5 protein-coding genes, 1 tRNA gene and 2 rRNA genes are annotated in these 16,995 nt (G+C 67.9%); 7 read left to right on the plus strand and 1 reads right to left on the minus strand.

Annotation, left to right across the window (positions count from 1 at the left end; all coding sequences use genetic code 11):
- Nucleotides 1–60 precede the first annotated feature (60 nt).
- From AB5J54_RS29065 to AB5J54_RS29075, 3 genes are all read left to right on the plus strand, one after another.
- Nucleotides 61–3,179: ribosomal RNA gene (locus tag AB5J54_RS29065) — 23S ribosomal RNA — on the plus strand.
- Nucleotides 3,180–3,251: 72 nt separating this feature from the next.
- Nucleotides 3,252–3,368: ribosomal RNA gene (rrf, locus tag AB5J54_RS29070) — 5S ribosomal RNA — on the plus strand.
- Nucleotides 3,369–3,372: 4 nt separating this feature from the next.
- A tRNA-Thr gene (locus AB5J54_RS29075) sits at nucleotides 3,373–3,445 on the plus strand.
- A gap of 109 nt (nucleotides 3,446–3,554) precedes the next feature.
- Here AB5J54_RS29075 and AB5J54_RS29080 read toward each other — a convergent pair.
- On the minus strand, nucleotides 3,555–6,200 hold the full coding sequence (locus tag AB5J54_RS29080) for a SpoIIE family protein phosphatase (RefSeq protein ID WP_369146856.1): 2,646 nt from the start codon (nucleotides 6,198–6,200) through the stop codon (nucleotides 3,555–3,557).
- A gap of 268 nt (nucleotides 6,201–6,468) precedes the next feature.
- Here AB5J54_RS29080 and AB5J54_RS29085 point away from each other — a divergent pair, with 268 nt between their 5' ends.
- The 4 genes from AB5J54_RS29085 to AB5J54_RS29100 all read left to right on the plus strand — a co-directional run bounded on the left by AB5J54_RS29085 (nucleotide 6,469) and on the right by AB5J54_RS29100 (nucleotide 16,921).
- Nucleotides 6,469–11,949, plus strand: coding sequence for a HAMP domain-containing protein (locus AB5J54_RS29085; protein ID WP_369146857.1), 5,481 nt, complete (start codon nucleotides 6,469–6,471; stop codon nucleotides 11,947–11,949).
- A 304-nt stretch (nucleotides 11,950–12,253) separates the two neighbouring features.
- Complete coding sequence (locus AB5J54_RS29090; RefSeq protein ID WP_015036579.1) at nucleotides 12,254–12,928, plus strand: two-component system response regulator; 675 nt, start codon at nucleotides 12,254–12,256, stop codon at nucleotides 12,926–12,928.
- Between the two features lie 138 nt (nucleotides 12,929–13,066).
- Nucleotides 13,067–15,874, plus strand: a complete 2,808-nt coding sequence (locus AB5J54_RS29095) for a DNA translocase FtsK (protein ID WP_369146858.1) — start codon at nucleotides 13,067–13,069, stop codon at nucleotides 15,872–15,874.
- A 222-nt stretch (nucleotides 15,875–16,096) separates the two neighbouring features.
- Nucleotides 16,097–16,921 carry a helix-turn-helix domain-containing protein gene (locus AB5J54_RS29100; RefSeq protein ID WP_369146859.1) on the plus strand — a complete coding sequence of 275 codons (825 nt, stop codon included), beginning with the start codon at nucleotides 16,097–16,099 and terminating at the stop codon, nucleotides 16,919–16,921.
- Nucleotides 16,922–16,995: the final 74 nt, after the last annotated feature.

The following is a 16,995-nucleotide window of genomic DNA, read 5'->3' on the forward strand; positions in this document are numbered from 1 at the left end:
ATCAGGGTGATGGGTGGCTGGTCGTTGTTTGAGAACTACACAGTGGACGCGAGCATCTGTGGCCAAGTTTTTAAGGGCGCACGGTGGATGCCTTGGCACCAGGAACCGATGAAGGACGTGGGAGGCCACGATAGTCCCCGGGGAGCCGTCAACCAGGCTTTGATCCGGGGGTTTCCGAATGGGGAAACCCGGCAGTCGTCATGGGCTGTCACCCATGCCTGAACACATAGGGCATGTGGAGGGAACGAGGGGAAGTGAAACATCTCAGTACCCTCAGGAAGAGAAAACAACCGTGATTCCGGGAGTAGTGGCGAGCGAAACCGGATGAGGCCAAACCGTATGCGTGTGATACCCGGCAGGGGTTGCGCATGCGGGGTTGTGGGATCTCTCTTTCACAGTCTGCCGGCTGTGAGACGAGTCAGAAACCGTATGGATAGGCGAAGGACATGCGAAAGGTCCGGCGTAGAGGGTAAGACCCCCGTAGCTGAAATCTGTACGGCTCGTTTGAGAGACACCCAAGTAGCACGGGGCCCGAGAAATCCCGTGTGAATCTGGCGGGACCACCCGCTAAGCCTAAATATTCCCTGGTGACCGATAGCGGATAGTACCGTGAGGGAATGGTGAAAAGTACCGCGGGAGCGGAGTGAAATAGTACCTGAAACCGTGTGCCTACAAGCCGTGGGAGCGTCGGATACAGCTTGCTGTATCTCGTGACTGCGTGCCTTTTGAAGAATGAGCCTGCGAGTTTGCGGTGTGTTGCGAGGTTAACCCGTGTGGGGAAGCCGTAGCGAAAGCGAGTCCGAATAGGGCGATTCAGTAGCACGCTCAAGACCCGAAGCGGAGTGATCTAGCCATGGGCAGGTTGAAGCGGAGGTAAGACTTCGTGGAGGACCGAACCCACCAGGGTTGAAAACCTGGGGGATGACCTGTGGTTAGGGGTGAAAGGCCAATCAAACTCCGTGATAGCTGGTTCTCCCCGAAATGCATTTAGGTGCAGCGTCGTGTGTTTCTTGCCGGAGGTAGAGCACTGGATAGGCGATGGGCCCTACCGGGTTACTGACCTTAGCCAAACTCCGAATGCCGGTAAGTGAGAGCGCGGCAGTGAGACTGTGGGGGATAAGCTCCATGGTCGAGAGGGAAACAGCCCAGAGCATCGACTAAGGCCCCTAAGCGTACGCTAAGTGGGAAAGGATGTGGAGTCGCAGAGACAACCAGGAGGTTGGCTTAGAAGCAGCCACCCTTGAAAGAGTGCGTAATAGCTCACTGGTCAAGTGATTCCGCGCCGACAATGTAGCGGGGCTCAAGCGTACCGCCGAAGTCGTGTCATTGCAGCATGAGGGCCAACGCCCGCTGTGATGGGTAGGGGAGCGTCGTGTGCCGGGTGAAGCAGCCGCGGAAGCGAGTTGTGGACGGTTCACGAGTGAGAATGCAGGCATGAGTAGCGATACACACGTGAGAAACGTGTGCGCCGATTGACTAAGGGTTCCTGGGTCAAGCTGATCTGCCCAGGGTAAGTCGGGACCTAAGGCGAGGCCGACAGGCGTAGTCGATGGACAACCGGTTGATATTCCGGTACCCGCTTTGAAACGCCCAATATCGAGCCCATTAATGCTAAGGCCGTGAAGCCGTTCCGGACCCTTCGGGGAAAGGAAAGTGGTGGAGCCGTCGACCCAAGGTGGTAGTAGGTAAGCGATGGGGTGACGCAGGAAGGTAGTCCAGCCCGGGCGGTGGTTGTCCCGGGGTAAGGGTGTAGGGCGTGTGATAGGCAAATCCGTCACACATGAAGCCTGAGACCTGATGCCGAGCCGATTGTGGTGAAGTGGATGATCCTATGCTGTCGAGAAAAGCCTCTAGCGAGTTTCATGGCGGCCCGTACCCTAAACCGACTCAGGTGGTCAGGTAGAGAATACCGAGGCGTTCGGGTGAACTATGGTTAAGGAACTCGGCAAAATGCCCCCGTAACTTCGGGAGAAGGGGGGCCACGCCTGGTGATCGGATTTACTCCGTGAGCTGGGGGTGGCCGCAGAGACCAGCGAGAAGCGACTGTTTACTAAAAACACAGGTCCGTGCGAAGCCGTAAGGCGATGTATACGGACTGACGCCTGCCCGGTGCTGGAACGTTAAGGGGACCGGTTAGCTCTGTTTCGACAGGGCGAAGCTGAGAACTTAAGCGCCAGTAAACGGCGGTGGTAACTATAACCATCCTAAGGTAGCGAAATTCCTTGTCGGGTAAGTTCCGACCTGCACGAATGGCGTAACGACTTCTCGACTGTCTCAACCATAGGCCCGGTGAAATTGCACTACGAGTAAAGATGCTCGTTTCGCGCAGCAGGACGGAAAGACCCCGGGACCTTTACTACAGTTTGATATTGGTGTTCGGTTCGGCTTGTGTAGGATAGGTGGGAGACTTTGAAGCCGTGACGCCAGTCATGGTGGAGTCGCCGTTGAAATACCACTCTGGTCGTGCTGGATGTCTAACCTCGGTCCGTGATCCGGATCAGGGACAGTGTCTGATGGGTAGTTTAACTGGGGCGGTTGCCTCCCAAAGGGTAACGGAGGCGCCCAAAGGTTCCCTCAGCCTGGTTGGCAATCAGGTGTTGAGTGTAAGTGCACAAGGGAGCTTGACTGTGAGACCGACGGGTCGAGCAGGGACGAAAGTCGGGACTAGTGATCCGGCGGTGGCTTGTGGAAGCGCCGTCGCTCAACGGATAAAAGGTACCCCGGGGATAACAGGCTGATCTTCCCCAAGAGTCCATATCGACGGGATGGTTTGGCACCTCGATGTCGGCTCGTCGCATCCTGGGGCTGGAGTCGGTCCCAAGGGTTGGGCTGTTCGCCCATTAAAGCGGTACGCGAGCTGGGTTTAGAACGTCGTGAGACAGTTCGGTCCCTATCCGCTGTGCGCGTAGGAATATTGAGAAGGGCTGTCCCTAGTACGAGAGGACCGGGACGGACGAACCTCTGGTGTGCCAGTTGTCCTGCCAAGGGCATGGCTGGTTGGCTACGTTCGGGAGGGATAACCGCTGAAAGCATCTAAGCGGGAAGCCTGCTTCGAGATGAGTATTCCCACCTCCTTGAGAGGGTAAGGCTCCCAGTAGACGACTGGGTTGATAGGCCGGATGTGGAAGCCCAGTAATGGGTGGAGCTGACCGGTACTAATAGGCCGAGGGCTTGTCCTCAGTTGCTCGCGTCCACTGTGTTAGTTCTGAAGCAATGAACTCCCTTGCCGGTTGAGTTCAACTTCATAGAGTTTCGGTGGTCATAGCGTTAGGGAAACGCCCGGTTACATTCCGAACCCGGAAGCTAAGCCTTTCAGCGCCGATGGTACTGCAGGGGGGACCCTGTGGGAGAGTAGGACGCCGCCGAACACCTGCCCTTTTAGCTCAGTCGGTAGAGCGTCTCCATGGTAAGGAGAAGGTCAACGGTTCGATTCCGTTAAAGGGCTCCGAAAATGAAAAGGCCCCCGCCTCTTGGCGGGGGCCTTTTCGTGTTTCCAGGGCCGTATGGAACAGCGCCGGTGTCTCCCTTCGAGGGAGGCACCGGCGCTGGTTTCGTCAGCTGTGGTCCGGCTCGCGGAGGCGCATCGCCAGGATGGCCATGTCGTCGGAGGCGGGGGCGTGGGCGAAGCGCTCGACCGCGCGGAGGACACGGGAGGCGACCGCGCCGGCCGTCAGGCCCGTACAGGTCTTGAGGACCTCGGCCAGGCCGTCGTCGCCGAGCATGCGGCTGCCCTCGCGGCGTTCCGTCACGCCGTCCGTGACGCAGAGGAGGACGTCGCCCGGGTCGAGCGTGATGGTCTGCTCGTACAGCTCCAGGTCCTCCATGACACCCAGGAGCGGCTGCGGTTCGGCCGCGGGCTCCACCGTGCCGTCCGGGCGGAGGCGCAGCGGGAGCGGGTGGCCGGCGCAGACGACCTTGAGGATCGCCGAGCCGTCCGGCTGCGGGCGCATCTCGCCGTACAGCAGGGTCAGGAAGCGGCTGCGGGCGCCTTCGTCGAGGATCGCCGCGTTCAGCCGCTCCAGGACCGCCGGGCCGCCGAAGCCCTCGCGGGCCAGCAGGCGCAGGGCGTGGCGGGCCAGGCCGGTGACGGCGGCTGCCTCCGGGCCCGTACCGCAGACGTCGCCGATGGCGAATCCGTACGCGCCGTCCCGGATGGGGAAGAGGTCGTAGAAGTCGCCTCCCACCTCGTTGCCCTCGCCGGCCGCCCGGTAGATGACGTCGACCTCGACGCCCGGGATGGTGGGCAGGCCGGGCGGGAGGAGGCTGCGCTGGAGGGACTGGCTGATCGCCACGCGCTCCGAGTACAGGCGGGCGTTGTCCAGGGCCAGGGCGGCCCGGCGGGAGAGGTCCTCGGCGAGCTCCAGGATCTCCTGGCGGAAGTGGTCCTCCGAGGGCCTGCCGAGGGTCAGCATGCCGATGACGCGGTTGCGGGCGACCAGCGGCAGGACGACGGTCTCGCCGGCGACCGCGCTCGCGGTGGCCAGGGTGGTGTCGATGCCGGAGGAGAGCGGGCTCGTGGGGTGGTCGAGGGCGTGGACCGAGGCGGTGAGCGCGGCCCGGTGGGCGGCGTCGCCCGGCGCGGACCACACGCGGGCGCCGGGGGTCGGCACCGGGTCGGGCGGGGCGATGGAGGAGAGCAGGTCCTTGAGGCCGTCGATGCGGTCCTCGTCCTCGTGGAGCACGTACGAGAGGTACGGGTCGGAGGCCTGGTCGGCGATCGTGTAGACCGCGCACCAGGTGGCGAGGGTGGGGACCGTCATCTGGGCCATGAGGGCCAGGGTCTGGTCGCGGTCGAGGGTGCCGGCCAGCAGGTCGGAGGCCTCGACGAGGAAGCTGAGGGAGCCGCGGCGGAGTCGTTCCAGTTCGCCCAGGCGGGCGGATTCGACGGCCAGGGCGATGCGGTCGGCGGCGAACTGGAGGCGCAGGGCCTCCTCGTTGGAGTAGCGGTTCGCGGACTCGGCGGCGACGCCGAGGGAGCCGGTGAGGCGGCCCTCGACCTTCAGAGGGACCGTCACCACCGAGCGCATGCCGGTGCCTTCGAGGAGGGGGACGGCGCCGGGGACGGCGGCCAGGTCCTCGTGGACGGCGGGCATGCGGGCGGAGCCGTAGCGGCTGGCGCCGGTCTCCACGGGGACGCGGGCGAAGCGCTGGCGGGCGGCCGGGAGTCCGGTGGTGGCCCGTACCTCCAGTTCCGTCTCGTCGTCGGTGGCGAGGAGGAGGAAGGCGGCGTCGCCGTCGAGCATGTCGCGGGCGCGCTCGACCGTGCGCTGCAGGAGGCCGTCGAGGTCGTCGGGGGCGGGGGTGCCGATGAAGACCTCGAAGGGGTCGGCGGCGCGGCTCTCGGTGCCCGGCTCGGCGACGGGGCGCTGCGGGGTCTGGAGGACGGCGCGCTCGTGTTCCCGTACGAGAAGGCAGACGGTGGAGGGTTCGCCCTGGGCGTCGCGGACCCGGAGGTGCGAGGCGTAGACGGGGATGACCCGGCCGTCGGCGCAGCGGATGCCGTAGCTGCCCTCCCAGCGGGAGAGGCGCAGGGCCTCGGCGAGGCCGGTGCCGATGCCGGGGGTGTGGGGCCAGGCGGCGAGGTCGCCGAGGGGTTTGCCGATGACCTTGTCGGAGTCGTATCCGAAGAGTTCCTCGGCGTCCTCGTTCCACGCGGTGATCGTGCCGCCGCGGTCGATCTGGGTGACGGCGACGCGGACGCGGCTCTCGGCGACCGGGAGGAGGGCGTCGGGGAGGACGGGTCCGGCGGAGCGGGTGCCGACCGGGCGCTGGGGGAGGTCGAGGTGGAACCAGACGTGCTTGCGGGTGGGGGAGTAGTCGACGCCCCAGCGGTGGGCGAGGGCGGCGCAGAGCAGCAGGCCGCGGCCGTTCTCGCGGTCCGGGCTGCCGAGGGTGCGGCCGCTCTGGACGGGGATCTCGCGCTCCGGGTAGCGGTCGGAGACCTCGACGCGGACGCTGTCGTCGGAGCGGAGGCACAGGACCTCGGCGGAGGTGCCGGCGTGGATGACGGCGTTGGTGACGAGCTCGCTGGTGAGGACGACGGCGTCGTCGACGAGTTCGGGGTGTCCCCAGCCCTGGAGGGTGTCTCTGACGAAGGCGCGGGCGGCCGCGACGGACCGCCCGACGGGCTCGAAGCTGGCAGTCGCCCGCGCGGTGATCACAGCACTCCTCGTACGCGTCTCGACGCCCGGCTCTGCCATGCTCGGTCTGTCCCTCCCACTGCCCGGTGGTCGTGCGCGCACCACACCGCCCCCGCCGGGCGGACCGGGGCGGTTGGACAGCCGGATGCCAGGTTACTTACCTTCGCTGTCCGAGCGGATGCCGGTCACCGCTGATTCCGTCCCTCGGGGTAGGGACGCTGTGCGAAGCTGCCGAACTGTTATCGCCAGGTTCGGGCACGGTGAAACACTGGGCAGGCTGACGGCGAGAGCCGGAGCGGTACGGTCGACCCCTTTCGGGAGGGACACGGTGGAGTCTGGCACGGCGGCGCGGCGCGGCGGAGGCAGTGGCACGCGCGCGAGGGGCGGGCGTTCCCGTGGGGGGACGGTCCAGGTGGACGCGGCGGCATTGGAGCGGTTGCTGGCCGCGCTGGTGTCGATGCGCGACGGGAACTTCCGTCGGCGTCTGACGGTGTCCGGTGACGGGGTCATGGCGGAGATCTCCGCCGTGTTCAACGAGGTCGCCGACCGGCAGATGCATGTGACGGGTGAGCTGTCGCGGGTCCGGCGGGTGGTCGGACGCGAGGGCAAGCTGTCCGAGCGGCTGGAGGCCGGGGCCAGTGAGGGGGCGTGGGCGGCGGCGATCGAGGCCGCGAACGCGCTCGTCGACGATCTGGCCCGGCCGGTGTCCGAGGTGGGGCGGGTTCTCTCGGCGGTGGCCGAGGGTGACCTGGACCAGCGGATGGACCTGCGTTCGGAGGGTGCGGACGGGACCGTGCGGCCGTTGCGCGGGGAGTTCCTGAAGGTCGCCCGTACGGCCAACAACCTGGTCGACCAGTTGTCGGTGTTCGCCTCCGAGGTGACGAGGGTCGCCGTCGAGGTGGGTACGGACGGCAAGCTGGGCGGGCAGGCGCAGGTGCGCGGGGTGTCCGGTTCGTGGAAGGACCTCACGGACTCCGTCAACACCATGGCGAACCGGCTGACGGCGCAGGTCCGGGACATCGCGCTCGTGACGACGGCGGTCGCCAACGGTGATCTGTCGCAGAAGGTCACGGCGAACGTGGCCGGCGAGATGCTGGAGCTGAAGAACACCGTCAACCGGATGGTGGACCAGCTGTCGTCGTTCTCGTCCGAGGTGACCCGTGTCGCGCGCGAGGTGGGTACGGAGGGTGAGCTCGGCGGTCAGGCCGAGGTGGCCGGGGTCGCCGGCGTGTGGAAGGACCTCACCGATTCCGTCAACACGATGGCGGGAAACCTCACCAATCAGGTGAGAGGCATCGCCGAGGTGACGACGGCGGTCGCGAACGGTGACCTGTCGCAGAAGGTGAGGGTCTCCGCGCGCGGTGAGATCGCTCAACTCGCGGACACCATCAACCAGATGACGGAGACGCTGCGGACGTTCGCCGACGAGGTGACCCGGGTGTCGGGCGAGGTCGGCGCGCAGGGTCTGCTCGGCGGTCAGGCGCAGGTGCCGGGCGCGGCGGGGACCTGGAAGGACCTCACGGACTCCGTCAACACGGTCTTCCGGAACATCACCACGCAGGTGCGGGACATCGCGCAGGTGACGACGGCGGTGGCCAACGGTGATCTGTCGCAGAAGGTCACGGTGGACGTGGCCGGCGAGATGCTGGAGCTGAAGAACACCGTCAACACGATGGTGGACCAGCTGTCGGCCTTCGGTTCCGAGGTGACCCGTGTGGCGCGGGAGGTCGGCGTCGAGGGTCTGCTCGGCGGCCAGGCCGAGGTGCCGGGCGCCGCGGGGACGTGGAAGGACCTCACCGACTCGGTGAACACGGCCTTCCGCAACCTGACCGGTCAGGTGCGGGACATCGCGCAGGTGACGACGGCGGTGGCCAACGGTGATCTGTCGCAGAAGGTCACGGTGGACGTGGCCGGCGAGATGCTGGAGCTGAAGAACACCGTCAACACGATGGTGTCGCAGCTGTCGTCCTTCGCGGACCAGGTGACCCGGATGGCCCGGGACGTGGGCACCGAGGGGCGGCTCGGCGGTCAGGCGCGGGTCGACGGGGTGTCCGGGCGCTGGCGGGAGCTCACGGACTCCGTGAACTTCATGGCCGGCAACCTGACCTCGCAGGTGCGGCAGATCGCGCAGGTGACGACGGCCGTGGCCCGTGGTGACCTGTCGCAGAAGATCGACGTGGACGCGCGCGGCGAGATCCTGGAGCTGAAGAACACCATCAACACGATGGTGGACCAGCTGTCCGCGTTCGCGGACCAGGTGACCCGGGTGGCCCGTGAGGTGGGCACGGACGGGCGGCTGGGCGGTCAGGCGCAGGTGCCGGGCGTGGCCGGTGTGTGGCGGGACCTGACGGACTCGGTGAACGGCATGGCCGGCAACCTCACCACCCAGGTCCGCAACATCGCGCAGGTCGCCACCGCGGTGGCGCGGGGCGACCTGTCGCAGAAGATCGACGTGGACGCGCGCGGCGAGATCCTGGAGCTGAAGAACACCCTCAACACGATGGTGGACCAGCTCTCGAACTTCGCGGAGCAGGTGACCCGGGTGGCCCGCGAGGTGGGCACCGAGGGCATCCTGGGCGGTCAGGCCGAGGTGCAGGGGGTCTCCGGCACCTGGAAGGACCTCACCCAGTCGGTGAACTTCATGGCGAACAACCTCACCATCCAGGTGCGGAACATCGCCGAGGTCACGACGGCGGTCGCCATGGGCGATCTGTCGAAGAAGATCACGGTCGACGCCCGGGGCGAGATCCTGGAGCTGGTGACGACCGTCAACACCATGGTCGACCAGCTGTCGAACTTCGCCGACGAGGTCACGCGCGTGGCCCGTGAGGTGGGTACGGAGGGCATCCTCGGCGGCCAGGCACGCGTGCGCGGTGTCACCGGCACGTGGAAGGACCTCAGCGACAACGTCAACCTGATGGCCAACAATCTGACCAACCAGGTGCGGAACATCTCCCGGGTGTCGGCGGCCGTCGCCAACGGCGACCTGACGAAGAAGGTGACGGTCGAGGCGCGCGGCGAGGTCGCCGAGCTCGCCGAGACCGTCAACACGATGGTGACGACCCTGTCGTCCTTCGCGGACGAGGTCACGCGCGTGGCCCGTGAGGTGGGTACGGAGGGCATCCTGGGCGGCCAGGCACGCGTGCCGGGCGTCTCCGGCACGTGGAAGGACCTCACCGAGTCGGTGAACTCGATGGCCGACAACCTCACCGGCCAGGTGCGCCAGATCGCCGCCGTCACCACCGCCATCGCCAAGGGCGACCTCACCAAGAAGATCGACATCGACGCGCGCGGTGAGATCCAGGAGCTGAAGAACACCATCAACACGATGGTGGACCAGCTGTCGAACTTCGCCGAGGAGGTCACCCGGGTGGCCCGCGAGGTGGGCACCGACGGGCAGCTCGGCGGCCAGGCCCGGGTCCGGGACGTCGAGGGCACCTGGTGGGACCTGACCGAGTCCGTGAACGAGATGGCCGAGAACCTGACCCGTCAGGTGCGGGCCATCGCGGCCGTCGCCACGGCGGTGACCCGCGGCGACCTCAACGTGAAGATCGACGGTGTGGACGCGGCCGGTGAGATCCAGGCGCTGCAGGACAACATCAACACGATGATCGCCAACCTGCGCGACACCACCCTCGCCAACGACGAGCAGGACTGGCTCAAGAGCAACCTGGCCCGTATCTCCGGCCTCATGCAGGGCCGCCGGGACCTCGACGACGTGGCCTCGCTCATCATGAGCGAGCTGACGCCGGTGGTCTCGGCCCAGCACGGCGCGTTCTTCGTGGCCATGCCGACGGGCTCCGCGCACGGCGACGCCGAACTCGTGGGCGAGGGCGAAGGCTCGTACGAGCTGCGGATGCGCGGGAGTTACGGATACTCCACCGGCTCGATGCCGACCTCGTTCCGTCCCGGCGAGACCCTCATCGGGACGGCCGCCGAGGAGAAGCGGACCATCCAGGTCAATGTGCCGCCGGGCTATCTGAAGATCTCCTCGGGGCTGGGGGAGGCCTCGCCCGCGCATGTGATCGTGCTGCCGGTGCTGTTCGAGGGCAAGGTCCTCGGGGTGATCGAGCTGGCCTCGTTCCAGCCGTTCACGCAGATCCAGCGGGACTTCCTCAACCAGATCGCCGAGCTGATCGCGACCACGGTCAACACCATCAGCGTCAACACCAAGACCGAGGTGCTGCTCCAGCAGTCGCAGAAGCTGACCGAGCAGCTCAAGGAGCGGTCGGCCGAGCTGGAACACCGGCAGAAGGAACTCCAGGGCTCCAACCTGGAGCTGGAGGAGAAGGCCGAACTCCTCGCCCGGCAGAACCGCGACATCGAGGTGAAGAACACCGAGATCGAGGAGGCCCGGCAGGTCCTGGAGGAGCGGGCGGAGCAGCTCGCCGTCTCCATGCGGTACAAGTCGGAGTTCCTCGCCAACATGTCGCACGAGCTGCGCACGCCGCTCAACTCGCTGCTGATCCTGGCCAAGTTGCTCGCGGACAACGTCGAGACCAATCTGACGCCGAAGCAGGTCGAGTTCGCGGAGACCATCCACGGTGCCGGCTCGGACCTGCTCCAGCTGATCAACGACATCCTCGACCTGTCGAAGGTCGAGGCGGGCAAGATGGACGTCTCGCCGACCCGTATCGCGCTCGTCCAGCTCGTCGACTACGTGGAGGCGACGTTCCGGCCGCTGACGGCGGAGAAGGGGCTCGACTTCTCGGTGCGCGTCTCGCCCGAGCTGCCGGCCACGCTCCACACCGACGAGCAGCGGCTGCTCCAGGTCCTGCGCAACCTGCTGTCCAACGCGGTGAAGTTCACCGACACGGGCGCGGTGGAGCTGGTGATCCGGCCGGCCGGCGCGGATGTCCCGCAGTCGATCCGCGAGCAGCTCCTGGAGGCCGGTTCGCTGCGCGATCCGGAGGCCGACCTGATCGCGTTCTCGGTCACCGACACCGGGATCGGGATCGCGGCGAGCAAGATGCGGGTCATCTTCGAGGCGTTCAAGCAGGCCGACGGCACGACCAGCCGGAAGTACGGCGGTACGGGTCTGGGGCTCTCGATCAGCCGGGAGATCGCGCGGCTGCTCGGCGGCGAGATCTTCGCGGCGAGCGAGCCCGGCCGCGGTTCGACGTTCACGCTGTACCTGCCGCTGAGCCCGATGGAGCAGCTGTCGGGCGGTTACGGGCAGGGCGTGCAGGACGCGGACGATCCGCAGCAGGGGGCCGAGGAGGGCATGGCCGGGGTCGTCAACCCGTTCCCGCACTTCCCGCCGCCGACCGTCCGGACGGAGGCGCGGTCGGGGGCCGGGGCGCTGTTCCGGCACCGGCGGAAGGCCGCGGCGGAGGCGACCGGGATGCGGGGCGCGGTCCCCGGACAGTCCGGGCAGCCGATCGCGGCGGAGCGGGAGGAGCAGGAGTCCGAGCCGCGCCGTACCTTCAACTTCTCCGGCGAGAAGGTGCTCATCGTCGACGACGACATCCGCAACGTCTTCGCGCTCACCAGTGTCCTGGAGCAGCACGGGCTCGCGGTGCTCTACGCCGAGAACGGGCGGGAGGGCATCGAGGTCCTGGAGCAGCACGACGACGTGACGGTGGTGCTGATGGACATCATGATGCCGGAGATGGACGGGTACGCGACGACGACCGCGATCCGGCGCATGCCGCAGTTCGCCGGGCTGCCGATCATCGCGCTGACGGCGAAGGCGATGAAGGGCGACCGGGAGAAGGCGATCGAGTCCGGTGCCTCGGACTATGTGACGAAGCCGGTCGATCCCGACCACCTGCTGTCCGTCATGGAGCAGTGGATGCGGGGGCAGTGACTCCGGGCCGGTGGTCCGTGCCGCGCGCGGTACGGACCACCGGGCTCCGCCGGTGCCCGCTGACGGACTGTCGCCAGGGGCGTGTGAGAGGGCGGGATACGGGGAACCTTCTGGTCTCCCACCGCGTTTCTGCTACGTGCACAGTGACATCGCGGTGACAGGGTGTGGCGACGGGCGGGGTGCGGCTACGATGACCGGCACAAGGACGGACGGCGCTAGGGAGTCGTCTTCTGGGGCGGCGCCCGGTGCTTCCCCCGGTTCGGGGGTCCGGGGAGAGCCGTTGCCGGGACGAGGAGGACGGGGCATGGTGCAGAAGGCCAAGATCCTCCTGGTCGATGACAGGCCGGAGAATCTGCTGGCGCTGGAGGCCATTCTCTCCGCGCTCGATCAGACGCTGGTGCGGGCATCGTCCGGGGAGGAAGCGCTCAAGGCGCTGTTGACGGACGACTTCGCGGTCATCCTGCTCGACGTCCAGATGCCGGGGATGGACGGTTTCGAGACCGCCGCCCACATCAAGCGGCGCGAGCGGACCCGGGACATTCCGATCATCTTCCTCACCGCCATCAACCACGGCCCCCACCACACCTTCCGGGGGTACGCGGCCGGGGCGGTCGACTACATCTCCAAGCCCTTCGACCCGTGGGTGCTGCGGGCCAAGGTCTCCGTCTTCGTCGAGCTCTACATGAAGAACTGCAAGCTGCGCGAGCAGGCCGCCCTGCTGCGGCTGCAGTTGGAGGGCGGCGGCGAGGGCGGTCACGGCAAGGAGGCCGCCGGACTGCTCGCCGAGCTCTCCGCGCGGCTCGCGGCCGTCGAGGAGCAGGCCGAGGCCCTGTCGAAGCAGCTCGACGACGACTCCGCCGACGCGGCCGCCGTCGCCACCGCCGCGCACCTGGAGCGCAAGCTCACCGGGCTGCGCCGGGCGCTCGACGCGCTGGAGCCCGGTACGGGCGCCGCGCCGACCCTGCCCGCCCAGAGCTGACGTACCGTCACCGCTCCTCCGGCGCGGCGGCCGTCGTCGTGATGCGGCGTCAGCATCGCGCCCCGGCACGGACGACACGAACGGGTGAGGCGGACGGGCGCTCCCCACACCGCTCCCCACACCGGTAACCTCGGCATCATGGCTTCACGTACGTCCGGCAAGGGTTCCCAGGGCACGGCGAACACCGCAAAGCCGCGGGCCGGCCGGACGACGGGCGCCGCGAAGAAAGCGGCGCCCGCGAAGTCCCCCGCCAAGCCGCCCGCGAAGAAGGCGCCCGCCAAGAAGGCCGCGCCCGCCAAGCGCGCGCCCGCGCGGAAGACCGCGGCGAAGAAGGCCCCGCCCCGGCCCGCCCCGTCCCCGACCGGGGGCGTCTACCGGCTCGCGCGTGGCGCCTGGCTCGGCCTCGCCCACGGGATCGGGGCGATGTTCCGGGGGATAGGGCGCGGCGCCAAGGGGCTCGACCCCGCCCACCGCAAGGACGGGCTCGCGCTGCTCCTCCTCGGCCTCGCGCTGATCGTCGCCGCCGGCACCTGGTCCAATCTGCGCGGCCCGGTCGGCGACCTCGTCGAGATGCTGGTCACCGGATCCTTCGGCCGGCTCGACCTGCTCGTACCGCTGCTCCTCGGGGCGATCGGCATCCGGCTGATCCTCTATCCGGAGAAGCCCGAGGCCAACGGCCGGATCAGCATCGGCCTCTCCGCGCTCGTCATCGGCATCCTCGGCCAGGTGCACATCGCCTGCGGCTCGCCGGGGCGCGGCGACGGCAGCGCGGCCATGCAGGACGCCGGCGGGCTCATCGGCTGGGCCGCCTCCCAGCCCCTCGTCTTCATGATGGGCGAGGTCCTCGCCGTACCGATGCTGGTGCTGCTCACCGTCTTCGGACTGCTCGTGGTCACCGCCACTCCGGTCAACGCCATCCCGCAGCGGCTGCGCGCGCTCGGCGCCAGGCTGGGCATCGTCGAGCCCGCGTACGACCCGGAGGAGGCCGAGGAGCACCCGGGCCACGAGGGGTACGACGAGGAGTGGCGGGATGCCGGCCCGCGGCCCGCGCGACCCTCCCGGCGGCGCCCGGCCGGGCCCTCGGAGCCGTACGACGTCGACCGGGCCGAGGCCGAGCTCCTGGAGCGGCGCGGCCGCTCGGCCCGCCGGAGTTCCGCGCGGGACGACTTCGCGACCGGTCTGGACCCGGTGGACGTCGCCGCGGCCGCCGCGGCCGCGCTCGACGGCGCCGTGCTGAACGGCATGCCGCCCTCGCCGATCGTCGCCGACCTGACCAAGGACGTCACCGCCGAGCGGAACGCCGCGCTCGCCGCCTCCGCCGCCGAAGCCGCTCCGGCGGAGGCGGTGCCGGCCGCGCCCGTGCCGCCGGCCCGTGGGGGAGACCGCCCCGGCGGGGCCGTACCCGACCTGACGAAGCCGGCACCCGAGCCGACCGACCTGCCGCCCCGGGCCGAGCAGCTCCAGCTCGCGGGCGACATCACGTACTCCCTGCCCTCGCTCGACCTCCTGGAGCGCGGCGGGCCCGGCAAGACCCGCAGCGCCGTCAACGACGCCGTCGCGGCGGCGCTGACGAACGTCTTCACCGAGTTCAAGGTGGACGCGGACGTCACGGGCTTCACGCGCGGTCCGACGGTCACGCGGTACGAGGTCGAGCTCGGCCCCGCCGTGAAGGTCGAGAAGATCACGGCGCTGGCCAAGAACATCGCGTACGCGGTGGCCTCCCCCGACGTGCGGATCATCTCGCCGATCCCCGGGAAGTCCGCGGTCGGCATCGAGATCCCCAACAGCGACCGGGAGATGGTCAACCTCGGGGACGTGCTGCGGCTCGCGGACGGCGACGACGACCATCCGATGCTGGTCGCGCTCGGCAAGGACGTCGAGGGCGGCTATGTGATGGCCAACCTGGCGAAGATGCCGCACATCCTGGTGGCCGGTGCCACCGGCTCCGGCAAGTCCTCCTGCATCAACTGCCTCATCACCTCGGTGATGATAAGAGCGACCCCCGAGGACGTCCGGATGGTGCTCGTCGACCCCAAGCGGGTCGAGCTCACCGCCTACGAGGGCATCCCGCACCTGATCACCCCGATCATCACCAACCCCAAGAAGGCCGCCGAGGCGCTCCAGTGGGTCGTGCGCGAGATGGACCTGCGCTACGACGACCTGGCCGCCTTCGGCTTCCGGCACATCGACGACTTCAACCAGGCCATCCGGGACGGCAAGATCAAGCTGCCCGAGGGCAGCGAGCGCGAGCTCAACCCCTACCCGTACCTCCTGGTGATCGTCGACGAGCTCGCCGACCTGATGATGGTCGCGCCGCGCGACGTCGAGGACTCCATCGTCCGGATCACCCAGCTGGCGCGCGCCGCCGGCATCCACCTCGTGCTCGCCACCCAGCGGCCGTCCGTGGACGTCGTCACCGGTCTGATCAAGGCGAACGTGCCCTCCCGGCTCGCCTTCGCCACCTCCTCGCTCGCCGACAGCCGGGTCATCCTGGACCAGCCCGGCGCCGAGAAGCTGATCGGCAAGGGCGACGGCCTCTTCCTGCCGATGGGTGCCAACAAGCCCATCCGCATGCAGGGCGCCTTCGTCACCGAGGCCGAGGTCGCGAACGTCGTACAGCACTGCAAGGACCAGATGACGCCCGTCTTCCGGGACGACGTCACCGTCGGCACCAAGCAGAAGAAGGAGATCGACGAGGACATCGGCGACGACCTCGACCTGCTGTGCCAGGCCGCCGAGCTCGTCGTCTCGACGCAGTTCGGCTCCACCTCGATGCTCCAGCGGAAGCTCCGCGTGGGCTTCGCGAAGGCCGGCCGGCTGATGGACCTGATGGAGTCGCGGAACATCGTCGGGCCGAGCGAGGGTTCGAAGGCGCGGGACGTGCTGGTGAAGCCGGACGAGCTGGACGGGGTCCTCGCCGTGATCCGGGGGGAGTCGGGAGCGTAGCCGCGGCGGGGCCGGGTACCCGGTTCGAGACCGGGCCGAGACTCACTCGTAAGGGAACGGTGGGCAACCGTTTCCCCTGGCCGTACGTCAAGTTGGAGGGAGGGACAGAAGGATGTCCCAGCCTCATGGCGTACAAACAGCACCCGCCCGGTTGCCCCACCCTTTCGTACCACCCATAGACTGAACGTCCAGCAGGTGGCTACACGCTCGAAAGGCGCTCTCGTGTCCATCGGCAACTCCCCCGAAGACGACCGGACCTTCCCGGCAGACGACCGGGAACCGATCGGTCGTGCTCTCCAGCAGGCCCGAATCGCCGCCGGTCTCACCGTCGAAGAGGTCAGTGCCTCCACCCGTGTCCGGATTCCGATCGTGCACGCGATCGAGGAGGACGACTTCTCGCGCTGTGGCGGCGACGTCTACGCCCGCGGCCACATCCGTACCCTCGCGCGCGCCGTCGGCATCGATCCGGCTCCGCTGATCGAGCGGTACGACGCCGAGCACGGTGGCCGTCCCGCGCCCACCCCCGCCGCCCCGCTCTTCGAGGCGGAACGTATCCGCCCCGAGCCCCGCAGGCCCAACTGGACCGCCGCCATGGTCGCGGCCATCGTCGCCGTCGTCGGATTCGTCGGCTTCACGATGTTCAACGGGAACGAGTCCGGGAAGGGGACCACCGTCGCCGACGGCGGCCCCGCGCCCGCCCCCGAGAAGGCGAGCTCCGCCGCCAAGCCGAAGCCGGTCAAGCCCGCGCCCAAGCCCACCGAGAGCGCGATCGCCGCGGTCCCGCAGGACAAGGTCACGGTCAAGCTCTCCGCGATCGACGACAAGAGCTGGATCTCGGCCAAGGCCCACGACGGCAAGCTCCTCTTCGACGGCCTCCTCCTCAAGGGCGAGTCCAAGACCTTCCAGGACGACGAGCGCGTCGATCTGGTCCTCGGCAACGCCGGCGCGATCGAGCTCTACGTGAACGGCAAGAAGCTCGACGACAAGTTCGAATCCGGCCAGGTGGAGCGGCTCAGCTACACCAAGGGCGACCCCGAGGCCGGCTGAGCCCCCGCCGTACCGCGTGCGATGTGACCTCTGTCGCGCAGGTGAACCCTGCGCGACGGGGGAACGGCCGGGAC

Origin of the sequence: Streptomyces sp. R44 (assembly GCF_041053105.1) — a bacterium.
Classification (GTDB): domain Bacteria; phylum Actinomycetota; class Actinomycetes; order Streptomycetales; family Streptomycetaceae; genus Streptomyces.